Origin of the sequence: Pseudomonas sp. SLFW (genome assembly GCF_009905615.1) — a bacterium.
GTDB lineage: Bacteria > Pseudomonadota > Gammaproteobacteria > Pseudomonadales > Pseudomonadaceae > Aquipseudomonas > Aquipseudomonas bambusae.
On sequence record NZ_JAAAKW010000008.1, the window covers coordinates 170,607 to 185,905 of the forward strand.

Consider the following 15,299-nt stretch of genomic DNA (forward strand, 5'->3'; position numbering starts at 1 on the left):
TTCCAGCAGCAAGCTTTGACGTGTGAGGGCTTCCCTGATCTCCATATCAGATTTGGAAAAACATGTCGTCGGGTGCCACACCGGTGGCGTCCGCAACGATGTTCAAATACACGGCCAAGCCGATGACTGAAATCAATTCCATGATGTCTTCGTCGTTCAGGCCATGACTGTGCAGGGATGAATAATCCTCCTGTGTCATGCCTTGTGGGTTGCGTGCACACTTCACCGCAAAAAGGATGATGTCCCGCACCTTTTCCGGCGTAAGGTCCTCGATATTTTCGACCAAGGCCTGAAGGGTGGCGGTGTCGATTCCAAGGCTTCTGCAACACGCCAGATGCGCAGCTTCGCAGTACATGCACTTGCGGTCATGTGAGACCGCCGCGACAAGCATCTCTTTGAGCGCACGTGGCAGGTTTCCGCTTAGCATCGCGCCTTGCAGTAAGCCCCATGTTCCCTTCGCCGCCGCCAGCGAGTGCCCGTGCATCTTCATGAAGTTGGGCGTCATTGGAAAGCCCATGCCACGCTGGAACTCCCCGAAAACTTTCTCGGATTCCGCTGAAAACTCGTGCGGTATTTTTAATGTCGAGAATGGCATGAATAACCTTGCTGCTATTGGAGGCTTAGCTCCTGCCACCACGGCATTGCTGCACCAGGCTTGAGCGATGCGTCACAGGCTATCCCAGTGGTTATTAAATGGCGAGTGGATACGTAATGGCGGTCGTATCGGACGAGCGCATTGCTTCTGCGCATAAGGGGCCTTTGCCCGGGTCCGGCAGCAGAGAAACAGGGCATCACAAACGTGGAATGGCGCAAAGCCTGACCTGATTAGATGGACCCGGTTTCAGACCACCAGAAAATTTGCCCTGATGGAAAAGCTGGCTCGAACTGAAGGGCTGATGGTCGATTGAGAAATGGCCCATCAGCCTTGAGGGCATTCACAGGGTCATGGAGCAGGGTCGTTACTCGTAAGCGCGGGGTGTGGCGGATCAATCTGGGGGTCGGACACGTCAGGTGAGTCGGGGTCGAAGCCCAGATCCTGTGCGTCCGTCGCACCACCGTTCCCACGATGAGTCTGGGCATCCTGATCTGAGCCGGGATTTCCCGGTGGGGGATTCCAGTCCGCTGGCCGTTCCTGCGAACCCTGCTTCGGCTCTGAAGTGGTTTTTTCCAGGCCTGAGTCATGACCTTCCCCGGTATCAGGCGCTTTTTCATCTGGGCCGGGATACGCAGCGGCTGGCCCGTTGTTATCAACTGACATGGCAATTCTCCGTTCTAAACGCAGTTCATCCGCGTATAGCGTTCAGAGGGGGAGTGCGTGGCAGAAGTGCTCTGGTAGCGACGAGCGGGGCTCGATGGGTGTCATCGCTGGAAAGTCATAGTAAAGCGAGCCTCATGACAGAGGCGCGATCTCGCAATGTGTCTGGGCGCTCGAAAATGACCAAAGCCGAGTTAATCCAGGCGCTCCGGAAAAAATGACGCTCTGGTCGGCGCAAGCGTTCTAACGAGGTGGCCACAGGCCCGCCTCGCTATGGGGCCAGACATTGTTGGATGAGACGGGTAATAGCCCTCACCAGGTTCTGTATCCACACGAACAGCATCGGTGACAAAAATTGGGTCCCGTGCATTTCCAAGGAAGACAAGGCTTGATATCCATGCTGAACCTGATTCAAGTCAGTAGGGCTGTCCGCTGAGATTGATCCTCAGCGGACGCCATAGCGAATCACCCCTTGCTGTGTTCTTTGGAGGTCGGAGGCTGCGCGACGCCTCGTGGACCCGCAATGCCCCATATCGCCAACCCAATCACCGGTAGTGCGACGATCACGACCGCCCAGCCCAGTTTTGTGCTCGACGATTTGGTCGTACGCCAGACGCTTGCGATTGCCCAGAGGTCAACCAGTAACACGATCACGCCCATGGCGACCCACAGTAATGTTGGTTCCATATCACACCTCCGATGCCGATCAGACGGCGGGAACAGTTGTTGATGGAGTAGCGGTTTCAAGTTCCGGTACCACGATGTCGTTTCCGCCAGGCGTCAGAATGACCTTGCGGCAATCTTCCTGCTTCTTGTCGAAAATCTTGTAGCCTTCAGCGGCCTGCTCCAATGACATTCGGTGAGTGATGATCGCCTCAGGCGCGATATGTCCCAGTTCGATATGCTCAAGCAGCTCTGGCAGAAAGCGCTGAACATGGGTCTGCCCCATTTTGAATGTCAGCCCCTTATCGAACGCATCCCCAAACAGGAACCCGTGAATGAAGCCGGAGTAGACGCCCGGCACGCTGACGGTGCCCCCACGCCGTACTGCCGCGATACATTGGCGTAGCGCTTTACCGCTGCTGCCTTCGAGTTTGAGGGTGGCGAGGATGGTTTCAGTGGTGCTGCCCTTGGCTTCAAAGCCGACGGCGTCGACCACGCCATCGACTCCGCGCATGCCTGGGGTTTGCCGGATGATCGTGTCAGCCGGGTCGTCGTCTTCATCGAAATTGACCGGGATGACGTTGTAAGTCTGCTGCGCGTAAGCGAGCCGGTAGGGGTGGTGGTCGACCATGAAGATGCGCTCGGCGCCGAGCATGCGGGCAACCGCTGCGCAAAGGAGCCCGACCGGGCCAGCGCCATAGATGGCGATGCTGGAGCCTTGGCCGATGCCGGTGTTGGTGACCGCCTGATACGCAGTGGGCAGGATGTCCGAGAGGAACAGAACCTTCTCATCCGCCAATGTGCCCGGAACCTTGAACGGCCCGGTGTTGGCTTTCGGCACGCGTACGTACTCCGCCTGGCCACCGGGAATCCCTCCATACATATGGCTGAAACCAAACAGCGCCGCGCCCGGTGGGATCGCTTTCTTGTTCATGATCGCACCACGACCGGTATTAGTCGTTTCACAGGCCGCGAACAGATCCAGCTGGCAGAAGAAGCAGTCTCCGCAGGCAATAACAAACGGGATTACAACGCGATCCCCCGGTTGGACGGCAGTCACGCCTGAGCCTGTCTCTTCGACGATGCCCATGAATTCATGGCCGAAGATATCGCCGTGCTCCACGGTCGGTATCTTGCCGCGATACAGGTGCAGGTCGGAACCGCAGATCGCCGTGGCGGTGACCCGCAAGATGATGTCATCTGGCGCCTCGATGATCGGGTCGGGGACAGTGTCTACCTTGACGTCATGGGCACCGTGATAGGTGAGAGCTCGCATTGTGTTTTCTCCGCTGTTTAGTGTGGCCTCTAAAGAGCGGAGCTATAAAGCGTCGGTTAAGTTCGTACTTTCGGATAACCGAGACCTTGCGAGAAAAAATGAGCTGGCTATGAAACCCTTCGTTCAAGACTGTTCGTCGGTTCAAATGAATATAACGAGAACAGCTCAGCCGAAGGTCGGTCAAGGATTTGGTGGGCCTCAAAGGACGAGCACGCAAGGTTCTTGAGGCCGGCAAAGACCGATCTGAGTTTTGAGTCCAGGCTCAACGAATTCGCGGTCATTGGCCCCACCGCCGTTGAGATATCTATGCGTGACACGCGACAGGTACTGTTCTGAAAACCGCAGACATTTACGTAGGGTGCGCTGGCTGGAAGCTGGCACGGGAATTCGCCCCTGAGTTTGAAGGCGAAGGTACGCATCTGGAGCGTTATGCATTACGGCTGGGCGCTGCAGAAATCAACAGCTCCTTCTACCGCCCACACAGGCCTGCAACCTACGCGAAGTGGGCAGCATCCGTAGGCAGCGATTTCCGCTTCTCAGTGAAAATCCCTAAGTCGATCAGCCATGAGAACCGGCTCGTGGACTGCTCGGAGCTGCTTGATAAATTCTTGTTGGAGATCGCTGCACTGGGTAGCGCGCTCGGCTGCCTGCTGATCCAGCTCCCACCTTCGCTCTCATTCGACGCCCGAGTCGCAGGCCGCTTCTTCGAATCGCTGAGAGCTCGCTTTTCCGGGTATGTCGTGATCGAGCCGCGTCATGAGTCCTGGGTGAACGCCCATCAGTTACTGGTCGAGCAACACATAGGACAGGTGGCGGCTGATCCTGCCAGGTTGAGTAATGGTGCGCAGCCTGGTGGCTGGCCGGGAGTTCGCTATTGGCGCCTGCACGGGGCACCTAGAATTTACTACAGCGCTTATGAGACGGCTTGGCTTGAACATCTTGCGAAGAGGATTGAGGCAATGGCGGAGGACGTGCCGACCTGGTGTATTTTCGACAATACTGCTCGCGATGCCGCACTTGGCAACGCGCTGCTCATGCAGCGGTTGCTGAAGATCGGTGGTCGCAATGAGTAAGAACCGCAAAGGTTGTCGCGAGCATTCACCATGATGGTTGAGCCTCAGGTGCCGAGGTAGCGCATCGACGCTCCTCCCTTGGTGACCTGACTAACCAAGTCGATCCAAGACGGGAGCATGGCAAAATCACTTTTCTACGTTGAGTAAATGCGCCGTGCTTGAGAGGGCGGCGCATCGGGTCTCAGTTCGCGGTATCACCACCATGAGCTTTTGCCAAGGCCTTGGCATGCTCCAGATGGGCTTTCAACTTTGGTAGGGTTTCAGTAGCGAAGGCTTTCAGATCTGCATCCTTGCCGTTGGAAGATTCTTCTTCGAACAGGGCAATCGTCGCTTCGTGGGCCTTGACCTGGTTATTGGCATAAGCCTGATCGAACGACTTGGCGCTACGCAGTTCCAGGATCATCGCCTTTGCTTTGTCGACCAGCTCGGCACTGTCAGAGACCTCAAGGTTTTTCTTGTCAGCAATGGACTTGAGCTTGGCGTTCGCGGCGGTATGGTCTTTGACCATCATGTCCGCAAAGCTTTTTACATCCGCAGCGCTTCCTTTCTCCTGTGCCAGCTTGCCAGCCTCCACCTCGGCCACGCCTTTGGCGGAAGCATCTTCCACAAAATCATCGTTGTCCTGCGCCGCGAAGGCGCCTTGCGTGCCTAATCCGATCAGCAGAGTCAGTGCGCAAGTATTCAGTATGTTCGCCATTTTTATTTTCCTCACCATTCCATGATGGGCATGAGCGCCCACGCGCTTGTGAGTGATGGCCATCACGAACGTTCACCCTATTTCCTCAATGGTGAGTTTATAGGGCACTTTTAACCACTGGTCGGTAACACCTTTAGTTTCCAGAACGTCCGTCGTTTGTGCTGGGTCGATTAATTAACAGGGCGCAGGATTCATCGCGGCTCCTTTTCACAACGACATTCAGTAAGAGGACTTAGTCATGGCTGGAACCATTGTGGATGATCTGTTTATTCATGAACTTTCCGACGTCTTTGGCGCGGAAATGCAGATCACCAGGCTACGGCGATCGACATGGCAGAGCACTCCTGAATGACTGAGGCGGCGAGCCTTTTAGCCGAGACGCTGGCGGAACAAAAGCAGCCGAAGAAGAGCTTTCGGCCATGGCTGAGAGGGGCCGGAATCAAGCCGCCACCCTGACAAAAAATGATCTTAATTACCGTCCCACCCACAACTGAGCACTTTGCAACTTACTGAACTATCCAATCAGATTGACAGTGATTAAGTGAATAGCGGTCCGTTTGGATGGATATTAATAGTGAGGTGCAGAGTCTACCGCCGCTGGTCGATAGATACTGTTATTTCGATGGATTGCTAATTGGGATGCGAGTCCTCGTTATGCGTTGTAAGCGTTGCCCGATGTAGATGTACAAAAAAACCGTGAGCGATTTTGAATCGAGAGATCTTTTTCGCTAAAAAGCTATGGATGGGAGAAATACCATGTTCTTACATAACAAACGACTTCAATATACGGTACGTGTTGCTGAACCTAACCCTGGTTTGGCCAACCTGCTGCTGGAGCAATTTGGCGGCGCTCAGGGCGAATTGGCCGCTGCGGCGCGATATTTCACACAAGCGTTGGCGGAAGAAGATCCAGGCCGTAAGGATCTGTTGCTGGACATCGCCACTGAAGAGCTCAGTCACCTGGAAATCATCGGCTCCATTATCGTGATGCTGAACAAGGGCGGCAAAGGCAAGCTGGCCGAGGGTGTCCAGGCTGAGGGTGAGCTCTACCGAGACATCAATGGTGCTGGCAACGACTCGCACATCACCAGCCTGCTGTACGGTGGAGGCGCGCCGCTGGTGAACTCCGCAGGGGTGCCCTGGACAGCGGCGTACATCGATACCATCGGTGAACCCACCGCAGACTTTCGCTCCAACATCGCAGCCGAGGCGCGGGCGAAGATCGTCTATGAACGATTGATCAACGTCACCACCGATCCGGGCATCAAAGAAGCGCTGGGCTTTTTGATGACGCGGGAAATCGCCCACCAGCTGTCGTTTGAAAAAGCGCTGCATTCGATTCAGCCGAACTTTCCGCAGGGCAAGCTCCCCGGCATGCCTGAATTCAGCCGCACCTACTTCAGCATGTCCAACGGCGAGCCGAATGTGCGCGGGCCCTGGAACAGCGATGCGGAATTCGAGTATGTCGAGAACCCCCATCCAGCGGTCGATGGTGGGGATGGCACGGCGACGGTTGAGCTCAGTGAAGATGATTCGGTGACCCTGACCATGCTCAAGGAGCGTACCAAGTCCAATCTCGCGTCTGACCCTGTAACAGGTGCAGATCTGGGTTCTGGCTTGGGTCAGGGATCTGAGAAAGATATCGATCCAGCGCTATAAGCGCTGAAAAGACGGCAGCAGCAGTGGTTGCTGCCGGCCTCTTGACTGCTTCGATCGGGAAAAATCATGGCCATTGAATCTGGAAGTTCATCCATCAAAGCTCAAGGTGTCGAAGCGCTCATATCCAGCGAGTTGGGTCGCTGCGCCCGCAGTTTTGAATCTCAGGCCAACGCCAGTGTGCGTGGCTTGCACACCGCTTTATTTGTTCACCGCTTCAAACGAGGATTGCTTGGCCGGTCGTAGCCTGAGCCAAGCGTTTTTGCCCGTGTCATGCACGGGCTTTTTTTGCTGAGCGAGCCTCGTTGTAAAACGCTGCAAGTCCGCCCACTCAGCTCAGTCGCCACACTAAGACGCGTTGGAAACGCGTGCTTGCGTGCCATCTCGTCATTTGTCCACCATCTCCTTGATGGTGCCCGTAGGGACACTGATCAACGCATATTTGCCTTTGATCTGCACCCATTGCTCGTGTTCGGATGGCGCTTTCAGGTGCCGGCTTTTCCAGTCTTTGACCTCCATACTTTCACGCTGGTACTCATCGGGCACGGGATCGCCAACTTTGTATTCCCTGTCCCCGGTTCCAGGACGATTCAGCGTAACGCTAGGATCATCATCCGCGTAAGAAACGCTCGAAACTGCGCAAAACAGGGTGAGAGCCAAAGCAGCGATGGGTCGTTTGGACGGCATAAGTGATTCCTTTGGTGGGTGTATCTTAGATGGGTACATTCTGAAGAGGTAAGCGCTGAGTGTTCTGCCCCCACATTGAAAGTGAGCGACAGGACACAGCAGGGGTTAGCGGTACAGAGTTGAGGCGGCCTCGACCATCAACAGGGTCACGCCGACGCAGAAAATCACCATTCCCAACATCAGTCTCGGGCGGGAAATAAAGCTGGCCGCAGCTCTGGAATTTTTAAAGTCATCCATGGTTTGCATGAGGTGTGCTCCACCTGATCGGATGCAGGAATGCTCGAACGTAGTCAGGAAGTCCTGGTGTTCAGTCAGTCAATAAAGTTGATCGACCCAGCGCGGTATCGTTCCGAGCAAAAGATCACCGGATCGCCACGAAAGTGTGAATTCTCGGGTTGTTTTTGTCGGGTAAAAAGTGGCAGTGAGCTAACCTAGGCGCTTCTACCACTCCGCATGACGAGACCTCTCATGGACCGATACACCGGTGTCGCTCAGGCCCTGCACTGGCTGACTGTTGCGGCCTTATGTTTCCTGCTGCCATTTGTCTGGGTCGCGGAGAATTTTCCGCCGGGGCCGGTGCGGGTGTTCTGGTACATGGCCCATGAGTCGATGGGCATCAGCGTGTTTCTCATGGTGTTGATTCGCCTGACCTGGCGTTGGCGACATCGCGCGCCCGCTTATCCAGATGACATCCAACGCGTCACCCGGATGCTCGCGGGGCTCACCCACGGTTTGCTGTACGTCGTGTTATTGGTCATGCCGGTCACGGGTTATCTGATGGCGGGCAACGGGCAGGATGTGCCGTTTTTCCGAATCCTTTCGCTGCCCGGTTTTGCCCATAACGAGCCGCTGGGCAAGTTCGGCGACACGGTGCATGTGTGGTGTCAGTTCGCGGTCTATGGGCTGATTATCCTGCACGTGGCAGGGACGGTCTGGCATGTCGCGGTGCGCCGGGATGGTCTTCTGGACCGGATGCTGCCACCTCAGCGTCGCCCCTGATGCTCAACGTTTTAGCCGGGGCTGCGGGGGGTGCGGCTCTTGCACTGATCCCGGGCAGCATTCCCGTGGAACCAATCCGGTTCTGCGTCGCCTGAATCAATAATCATCAGGAGGCGTGGCATGTGGCGCAGTGATCAGGCAAAGATTCCCCTTGTACCCTCCGCAGGCGGGCATCGGCCTCTGCGCATCGGCATTCTCACCCACATCAAATTTCCCATACGCCAGCCTTTTGCGGGCGGGCTGGAGGCGTTCACCCACGACGTGACCCTCGGTTTGCGTGCACGGGGCCACGCCGTAACCCTGTTCGCCAAAGGCGGCAGTGCGCCTGAGCTGGAGGCAGTGGCCGTTACGGATGAGGAGCAGTGCCGCCATCCCAGCCTGAGCAGCGCCTACGTCGCCGAGCATCATGCCTACCTGAAGGTGATGCAAAAGATCGACGATTACGGCTTCGACGTGATCTTCAACAACAGCCTGCATTACGTGCCGGTGACCATGGCGTCGGTGATTCGCACGCCGATGCTGACGGTCCTTCACACGCCGCCGTTTTTCGAAATGATCAATGCATTGAGTGGTGATCGTCAGACCGGTCGTTTCAGCACGATGTCGGCCGCGAATGCGCGCAGCTGGCGTGATGTGGTCTCGCAGTGCGCGCTGATCCCCAACGGCATCGATTTGCAACACTGGCGGCCTGCGGGCGTGGTGGGCGAGCACGCGCTGTGGTCGGGTCGATTGGTGCCTGACAAAGGCGCGCATTTGGCCATTGATGCGGCGCGTAAAGCCGGCATCCCTTTGCGACTGGCGGGGCAGCGAGTGGACGAGCGTTATTTCAAGGAGCAGATCGAGCCCCGCTTGGGGCCGGGCGTCGAGTACCTGGGCCACTTGCAGCGCACTGAACTGGCGCTCGAACTGGCGAGCGCTGCGGTGGCGCTGGTGACACCGTGCTGGGACGAGCCGTTCGGGCTGGTGGTCGCTGAGGCGCTGGCTTGCGGGACGCCGGTCGCTGCGTTCAATCGTGGCGCGATGGCTGATTTGATCAGCGACGAAGTGGGCTGTCTGGTGCCGCCCAATGACGTGGCCGCGCTGGCCGACGCCATGGTGGTCGCTCGCGGCAAATCGCGATCAGCCTGCCGGACACGGGCTGAGGCCTTGTGGAATCACGACCTGATGCTGGACCGCTACGAAGCCTTACTCACGGAAATGGCCGCGCACCATGCCTGAATCCCAAATCGGCTATTACGTCCACCATCATGGCGCGGGTCATGGCGTGCGGGCGGCGCGCATCGCAGAGGCGCTGAACGTGCCGGTGACGTTGATCGGCTCACAATTGCCTGTCGAGTTGCCCGCTGGCGTGCAGCGGTTGGACCTGCCAGGCGACACGGCGGAAGGCATGACGGTCGAGCGTTTCGATGTCCTGCATTACGCGCCGCTGGTGGTGGACGGTGTGCGTGAGCGCATGGCGATGCTCGCCCAGTGGTTCGCGGCGCATTGGCCCTGCGTGCTGGTTGTCGATGTATCGGTGGAAATCGCTGTGTTCGCACGACTGTGTGCGGTTCCGGTCGTTTATGTGCGACAGCACGGCGCTCGCGAAGACGCCGCCCACCGCTTGGCCTATGAAAGCGCGAGCGCATTGTTGGCACCTTATCCCGCAGAGATGGAAGCGCTCGATACGCCACATTGGGTGCGCGAGAAAACCACCTACAGCGGCTGGCTTTCGCGATTTGCGGGCGAGCTTCCCACCGCTATAAAACGCGGCCAGGTGCTGATCATCACCGGACACGGCGGCACCGGTTTGTCGGCGCCGCTGATCGAGGCCGTGGCGCGGCAATGTCCCGAGCGAGCGTTTCGGGTCGCGGGCGGTCTGAAGCCTGGCATGCCGCTCCCGAACCTGCATTGGCTCGGACCCGTGCCTGATCCGCTGGAGGAAATGCGCAGCGCTGAAATCGTGATCGGCAGCGCCAGCGATAGTCTGGTGGGCGAAGCGGCGTCCCTCGGCTGCCGTTACATCGCAGTGGCCGAAGACCGTCCGTTTGACGAGCAACGGCATCAGGCCCGGCGCCTCAATGAATTGAATGTGGCAATTGGGCTGGAACAGGGATGGCCGCCCGCAACGGATTGGCCCGACATGTTGAATGAAGCGCTCAAGCTTGATCCAGAACGCTGGCGCGATTGGGCCGATGCAGACGCTGCGGCACGTGCCGCCCGTTTCATTGAGGGCACACTGGAACGGGTGATCAGAAGCCGAGGCGTTTAGGGTTCAGGGCCTGAGCCACCTGCTCAGCGGAGGGCATCTGAATGATCTCAACGCGTTCATCGTCCCAGCGCAGCAGGCCTTGATCCTGAAATGCGCGCAACCAGCCCTCCATGGGCCAGACACCCCAGCGGCTGTAGAAGCGCCGCGCATTGGCGACGATATCCTTGAAGTGATTCAACGGCGGGTCGTACGTGGGGTGGTATTGATGGAACGCCATCGCCCCATTGTCGAGCAAGCTAACCCCCTCCTGGCGCGCCCGGAACGCGAAGTCGGTATCTTCGCCGCCGTATCCCGTGTAGCCCTCATCGAAGCCGCCAATGCGCCCGAACGTGCTGCCGTGGCAGGCGAAATTCAGCGACCAGAACAAGTGATAGGGAAGGTCGCTGCCTGGCCCCTCACGAAACTGCGCCAGCGGGTGTTCGACGCCTCGCTCGTAAAGCGCCGCTTCATCCCAACCGGAGCGATTGGCGCCCTCGGGCAGGTAGCGCACCTGGCCCATGTGCAGCGCCTCGGGGGCGCGCTCCAGCCCATCCTGGTACTGAGCTAGCAGGTCGTGTGCGGGAATGCAGTCCACGTCGAGAAAGACCCATGACGCTGCCGGGTCAATGGCCATCACGCTGTTGCGCGCCTTGGCCAATGGTAGGCCGCCGGGTTCATTCACCTGCAACGTGTGGATCGGAAACCGGTGACTGATGAATGCACCGAGCGGCTCGTTCATGTGCACGATCCACAGGCCATCCGGGACGAGGCTGGACGATTCCAGACCCTCGATCAGATTGGCCAGATGGGTGCTTCGGCCGTGCACCAGCGTGATTACGTTCATGCGCACCTCTCAGGATCGACACGATACTGATCGCCGCTCACCCGCGCAGTTCAGTCATCCTCACGCGTTGCGTGTCGACAAATCCCGCTGCACCCGCCAGACAAGGTACGCGGCCACGATCGTGGTCGTTGAAAGGATGTAGCCGACCCAGTCGAAATGCTGCAATTTGCCGTCGCTGTCAATCAGAACGATGTGTCCGGCGAGCATCGAGGCAAAGCCTCCCGACAGTTGTTGAATAGCAGCGCTCACGGCGTTGAACGCGCCGCGATGAGAGGGATCGGGCACGCCAGCGACCATGGCCTGGAAGGGAATCAGCCTCGAAAAAATACCCACGAACAGCACGGTGTTGACCACGATCACCCCCGGCAATGGCACGTTGGAGAGGTGCGTGTAGATCGTCACCATGATGATGGTCAGTGCGCTGCCGACGTAGAACACGCGTAACTTGCCGAAGCCATCGGCGGCGCGACCGATCAAGGGACCGGTGACGATGGTGCTCAAGCCCGTGAACAGATACACGAAGGGTAAGCTGGCGATGTCGATGCCCAGATTGTTGACCGTGAAGGCGCTGCTGAATGGCATCAACATGTAGCCGCCGGTGGTCAGCAGGGCGGTGGCCGCGAAGGCTGCCCAATGCTTGGGCGCGGCCAAGGTGTTGAACAGGTGACGAAAGGCGGTGTGTTCCTGGCGGATCGCGAGGTGGTCGGTCACGGGGCGCATCGCCAGTTGAATCACCACGCCACCGGCCGCGCCCATCGCGGCCAACAGCAGGAAGGGTGCGTGCCAGCCCCAGTGGTTGGCGAGGTACAGGCCAACCGGCAGACCGAGGACCTGGCTGGCGGCGAACGCGGTTTGCAGCACTCCCATCACCCGGCCACGGGATTCGGGGGGAAACAGATCGGCAGCAATCGCCAACACGGTCGAGCCGATCACCCCGGCGAAGATGCCCGTGACGATGCGTGCCAGCAGCAGGGTTTCGAAGCTGGCGGCCAAGCCGCACCAGAGCGTGCCGATGACGAATCCGGCGTAGAAGAACAGCAGGAGTTTCTTGCGATCGAAGCGGTCAGCGAAGCCTGCGGTGACCAGACCGGCCAGCCCGGCGCTGAACGCGTAGGCGCTGACCACCATGCCGAACTGGCGAGCGGACATGCTCAGTGCGGGCAAAATCATCGCCCCCAGCGGAGCCATGAGCATGAAGTCGATGATGACGGCGAACTGCAGAGTCGCCAGCAGGCCAACCACGAATTTTTGATAACGGCTGAACGGGGTCAAGACGGGAGTTGTGGAGGTCATCGATGGGCCTGGCACGGGAATGGGGGAGAGCAACGTGCCCCATCATGGTAGAAAAGCGCCCAACAAAACACCCTTGCTGGCGCGCTTGGCGACGTCGAGCCCAACGTTCTTCAGTCTGCGCGCTGCTCAGCTTCTGGCCGACACCTTCAAGAGCACGCGGGACAGCTGATCGATGGAGTACGGTTTGTGCAGCAGTTCAAAACCCGCCGACCCGTTCTGCGCCAGGACGTGGCTATAGCCGGAAGTCAGTACAACGGGAACATCCGGGAATTGCTCCCGCAGTTGATGGGCCAGTTCCATGCCGGTCATCCCCGGCATCACGACATCAGAAAACACGACATCGAACGCATCGGGAGCCGCCTGCAATGCCGTCAGCGCCTCATGAGCACTGCGAGCCAGCGTCGGGACGTAGCCCAGCTCCGACAAGGCCTGGACCGCAAAGGTGCCGACATCGACGTTGTCCTCCACCACGAGAACGCGAGTGCCGTGCCCGTCTTCGAGTGCCGCATGGGGCAGCTCTTGCTCGGCGTTTCGATCCTGCGCGTCGACGCGGGGCAGGTAGAGGGTGAACGTCGTGCCTTTGCCCAGTTCGCTGACGACTGCGATTTCGCCGCCGGACTGTTTGGCGAACCCGAACACCTGACTGAGTCCCAACCCCGTGCCTTCACCCACGCCTTTGGTGGTGTAGAACGGCTCGAAGATCTGTTCCAGCTGAGTCGCGGGGATGCCGGAGCCGTTGTCGGTGATGGACACGGCGACGAAAGGCTGGTTGGACGCGGGGTGGAGCCGGATGGCAGGCATGGATTCAACGGCGCGCACGGCGATGGAGAGCTTGCCTTCACCCTGCATGGCATCCCGTGCGTTGGCGACCATGTTGACCAGCGCGGTGTCGAATTGGCTGGGGTCGGCATCCACGAAACAAGGCGCATCGGTGAGTTCGATGAGCGTCTCGATGCGAGAGCCCGTGAGCGTGTCCATCATGGCCGAGATCGCCCGGACGTTGTCACACGCACTGAACACTTCGGGCTGGAGCGCCTGCCGACGTGCGAACGCGAGGAGTTGCCCAGTCAGTTTCGCTGCACGGTCGACGGTTTCCGAAATGGCCGTCACGTAGCGCACTCTTCGTTCATCGGTAAGCGACGGTCGCATGAGCAGGTCAGTGGACGAGCGGATGACCGTCAGCAGGTTATTGAAGTCATGGGCCACGCCGCCTGTCAGCTGCCCAACGGCTTCCATTTTCTGCGACTGGCGCAGCGCTTCTGCCTGTTCTTTTTCGGTGGTCACATGTCGGCCAGCCGCGTAAACGCGACCGTCCTGAAAGGTCCCTGTCCAACTGAACCACTTGTAGGTGCCGTCCTTGTGTCGCAATCGGAATTCGTACGGCGTGATCAGCGGCTTGTCGAAAATCCCGGTGAACGCCGCAAACGCCGCCAGGAGATCTTCGGGGTGGGTGTAGTCGGAGAACGTGGTGCCGACCAGCTCCCGCTCTGACCAGCCGAGTTGTTCGGTCCAGCGTGCGTTGACCTCGTCGAGCGTGCCGTTGGGCGACGCGATGACCAGCAATTCTTGTGACAATCCCCACGCCCGGTCGCGTTCCCGAGTCCGCATCGCGAGGTTGGCGGCCTGGTCCTTTTCTGTCGTGATGTCGCGCCCGCTGCAATAGATTTTCCCGTCTTCCAGCACGGCGACCCACGCCACCCAACGGTAACTGCCGTCGCGGTGCCGATAGCGGTTTTGAAAGCGTGAGACAGGACGGCCTTTGATCGCTTGCGTAAAAACCGCTTGGCTGGCGCCGAGATCGTCCGGGTGCACGAAGGACAGAAAAGCCGTCTTCAGCTCTTCAGGCGACCACCCCAGCGCAATGGTCCACGCGGGGTTCGACGCCTCGATCATGCCCTGTGCGTTGATCACGGACAGCAGGTCAGGGCTGAGCAGCCAGGTGCGGCTGCGTTCGGTAACGCGCTCGTTGACCTTGGTTTCCAACTGGGAATTAAGGTCACGCAGTTCGTCCTGGCTGAGCCGCAGTCGTTGATCCGCGCGATGCCGCTCGATGGCCAGCGCCGCCGTTTGGGCGATGACCGAAATGGCCGCGATGTCGCTAGGGGTCGGTGAGCGCGGCTCGGCGTAATAGACCGCAAACGTACCCAACACGACGCCGTCTGCCGCTTTGATGGGCATTGACCAGCAGGCCCGCAAACCGTGGGAGACCGCGATGTCGGCGTAGCCTTCCCACAGGGGGCTGGTGGCGATGTCATCGACATACACCGGCGTGCCCCGTGCTGCGGCAGTCCCGCAGGAACCGATCCCTTCGCCGATGGCAATGCCGTGAATCGCTTCGTTGTACGTGGTCGGCAGGCTTGGCGCCGCGCCGTGCAGCATGTACTGGCCATCTTCACTGAGAAACAGCACTGATGCCATCATGCCGGTGCTCTGTGACTCAACCGCCAGCAGGAGGTTGCTCAGCACGTCGGCGAGCGGGATACCTGACGCGATCTGGCCCAAGACCTTGCGCTCACGCTCGATCAGCGCAAAAGGCGAGTAAGTGCCTCCCTGAAGGCTCAGGTCGATGGAGGGCTTTGGGTCAGGTTGGTCAGACACGGTCTAGCGCTCGCGGCGTGGGGTTAAC

General features: G+C 58.8%; 16 protein-coding genes and 1 pseudogene. 7 read left to right on the forward strand and 10 right to left on the reverse strand.

All coding sequences use genetic code 11. The annotated features are described in order from the left end of the window. Nucleotides 1-46: 46 nt before the first annotated feature. Nucleotides 47-595 carry a carboxymuconolactone decarboxylase family protein gene (locus GVN17_RS16290; protein WP_166596281.1) on the reverse strand — a complete coding sequence of 183 codons (549 nt, stop codon included), beginning with the start codon at nucleotides 593-595 and terminating at the stop codon, nucleotides 47-49. Nucleotides 596-943: 348 nt separating this feature from the next. Next, nucleotides 944-1,258, reverse strand: coding sequence for a DUF6021 family protein (locus GVN17_RS29705; protein WP_256665248.1), 315 nt, complete (start codon nucleotides 1,256-1,258; stop codon nucleotides 944-946). A 101-nt stretch (nucleotides 1,259-1,359) separates the two neighbouring features. Here GVN17_RS29705 and GVN17_RS29710 point away from each other — a divergent pair. Next, nucleotides 1,360-1,476: pseudogene (locus tag GVN17_RS29710) on the forward strand (termination factor Rho); the annotation flags it as partial. Nucleotides 1,477-1,720: 244 nt separating this feature from the next. Here GVN17_RS29710 and GVN17_RS16295 read toward each other — a convergent pair. Both GVN17_RS16295 and GVN17_RS16300 read right to left on the reverse strand, forming a co-directional pair. Further along, complete coding sequence (locus GVN17_RS16295) at nucleotides 1,721-1,942, reverse strand: PLD nuclease N-terminal domain-containing protein (RefSeq protein ID WP_166596282.1); 222 nt, start codon at nucleotides 1,940-1,942, stop codon at nucleotides 1,721-1,723. Nucleotides 1,943-1,961: 19 nt separating this feature from the next. Next, entirely contained in the window at nucleotides 1,962-3,194 is a 1,233-nt protein-coding gene (locus GVN17_RS16300) for a zinc-dependent alcohol dehydrogenase (protein WP_166596283.1), read from the reverse strand. Nucleotides 3,195-3,613: 419 nt separating this feature from the next. On the opposite strand from GVN17_RS16300, the gene GVN17_RS16305 reads away from it, so the two are divergent. Next, entirely contained in the window at nucleotides 3,614-4,267 is a 654-nt protein-coding gene (locus GVN17_RS16305; RefSeq protein ID WP_306167758.1) for a DUF72 domain-containing protein, read from the forward strand. Nucleotides 4,268-4,448: 181 nt separating this feature from the next. Here GVN17_RS16305 and GVN17_RS16310 read toward each other — a convergent pair whose 3' ends face one another. After that, the gene (locus GVN17_RS16310) at nucleotides 4,449-4,964 is read right to left on the reverse strand and encodes a DUF4142 domain-containing protein (RefSeq protein ID WP_166596374.1); all 516 of its coding nucleotides are present in this window, start codon (nucleotides 4,962-4,964) and stop codon (nucleotides 4,449-4,451) included. Nucleotides 4,965-5,720: 756 nt separating this feature from the next. Here GVN17_RS16310 and GVN17_RS16320 point away from each other — a divergent pair. Together GVN17_RS16320 and GVN17_RS16325 are read left to right on the forward strand one after the other, a co-directional pair. Continuing rightward, the gene (locus GVN17_RS16320; RefSeq protein ID WP_166596284.1) at nucleotides 5,721-6,623 is read left to right on the forward strand and encodes a manganese catalase family protein; all 903 of its coding nucleotides are present in this window, start codon (nucleotides 5,721-5,723) and stop codon (nucleotides 6,621-6,623) included. Nucleotides 6,624-6,689: 66 nt separating this feature from the next. Next, entirely contained in the window at nucleotides 6,690-6,866 is a 177-nt protein-coding gene (locus GVN17_RS16325) for a hypothetical protein (RefSeq protein WP_166596285.1), read from the forward strand. A 141-nt stretch (nucleotides 6,867-7,007) separates the two neighbouring features. On the opposite strand, the gene GVN17_RS16330 is transcribed toward GVN17_RS16325, so the two are convergent. Both GVN17_RS16330 and GVN17_RS16335 read right to left on the reverse strand, forming a co-directional pair. After that, a complete protein-coding gene (locus tag GVN17_RS16330; RefSeq protein WP_166596286.1) occupies nucleotides 7,008-7,307 on the reverse strand; it encodes an RcnB family protein in 300 nt (99 codons plus the stop codon). Nucleotides 7,308-7,412: 105 nt separating this feature from the next. Then, nucleotides 7,413-7,553 (reverse strand): hypothetical protein, encoded by a 141-nt coding sequence (locus GVN17_RS16335; RefSeq protein ID WP_166596287.1) that lies wholly within the window; start codon nucleotides 7,551-7,553, stop codon nucleotides 7,413-7,415. A 222-nt stretch (nucleotides 7,554-7,775) separates the two neighbouring features. Here GVN17_RS16335 and GVN17_RS16340 point away from each other — a divergent pair, with 222 nt between their 5' ends. The 3 genes from GVN17_RS16340 (at nucleotide 7,776) to GVN17_RS16350 (ending at nucleotide 10,557) form a co-directional block, all read left to right on the forward strand. Next, nucleotides 7,776-8,306: a cytochrome b gene (locus GVN17_RS16340; protein WP_166596288.1), complete on the forward strand. Its 531-nt coding sequence runs from the start codon at nucleotides 7,776-7,778 to the stop codon at nucleotides 8,304-8,306. 120 nt (nucleotides 8,307-8,426) lie between these two features. Then, nucleotides 8,427-9,524 (forward strand): glycosyltransferase family 4 protein, encoded by a 1,098-nt coding sequence (locus GVN17_RS16345; RefSeq protein ID WP_256665249.1) that lies wholly within the window; start codon nucleotides 8,427-8,429, stop codon nucleotides 9,522-9,524. Then, nucleotides 9,517-10,557: a hypothetical protein gene (locus GVN17_RS16350; protein WP_166596289.1), complete on the forward strand. Its 1,041-nt coding sequence runs from the start codon at nucleotides 9,517-9,519 to the stop codon at nucleotides 10,555-10,557. Before GVN17_RS16345 ends, GVN17_RS16350 begins: the two co-directional genes overlap by 8 nt. Here the strand turns inward: GVN17_RS16350 and GVN17_RS16355 are convergent. The 3 genes from GVN17_RS16355 to GVN17_RS16365 all read right to left on the reverse strand — a co-directional run bounded on the left by GVN17_RS16355 (nucleotide 10,538) and on the right by GVN17_RS16365 (nucleotide 15,271). Further along, the gene (locus GVN17_RS16355; protein ID WP_166596290.1) at nucleotides 10,538-11,380 is read right to left on the reverse strand and encodes a glycosyltransferase family 2 protein; all 843 of its coding nucleotides are present in this window, start codon (nucleotides 11,378-11,380) and stop codon (nucleotides 10,538-10,540) included. The genes GVN17_RS16350 and GVN17_RS16355 overlap by 20 nt on opposite strands. A gap of 60 nt (nucleotides 11,381-11,440) precedes the next feature. Further along, nucleotides 11,441-12,673 carry an MFS transporter gene (locus GVN17_RS16360; protein ID WP_166596291.1) on the reverse strand — a complete coding sequence of 411 codons (1,233 nt, stop codon included), beginning with the start codon at nucleotides 12,671-12,673 and terminating at the stop codon, nucleotides 11,441-11,443. Between the two features lie 126 nt (nucleotides 12,674-12,799). After that, nucleotides 12,800-15,271 carry a PAS domain-containing protein gene (locus GVN17_RS16365; RefSeq protein WP_166596292.1) on the reverse strand — a complete coding sequence of 824 codons (2,472 nt, stop codon included), beginning with the start codon at nucleotides 15,269-15,271 and terminating at the stop codon, nucleotides 12,800-12,802. Between the last annotated feature and the right edge of the window lie 28 nt (nucleotides 15,272-15,299).